The following is a 267-nucleotide window of genomic DNA, read 5'->3' on the forward strand; positions in this document are numbered from 1 at the left end:
TGACCGCCTCGTGGCCAATGGAAAGCCGAAGCTCGTTGCCCTGATCGCCGTCGCCCGCAAGCTGCTGACCATCCTCAACGTCATGATCAGGACGAAAACACCATGGCAACCGCTTGACAGCGAACACAGTCGCTCACCCGTCTCGCCGCTACGCGGCGAGCCACCCTCTCCCACAAGGGGCCTGTTGCGTTATCGGCTCTTGAGGCTGAAGACGTCAGGAGCGAATGCCCTGGTCCCGGCAATGCCTGCGAAGATCTGTAGTGGTTG

1 pseudogene is annotated in these 267 nt (G+C 61.0%); it reads left to right on the forward strand.

Annotated elements, in window-relative coordinates:
* Positions 1 to 112 (forward strand): annotated as a pseudogene (locus QJT78_RS52535) (IS110 family transposase); the annotation flags it as partial.
* Positions 113 to 267: the final 155 nt, after the last annotated feature.

Source organism: Bradyrhizobium sp. Mp27 (assembly GCF_029953005.1).
Taxonomy (GTDB): Bacteria; Pseudomonadota; Alphaproteobacteria; order Rhizobiales; family Xanthobacteraceae; genus Bradyrhizobium; species Bradyrhizobium barranii.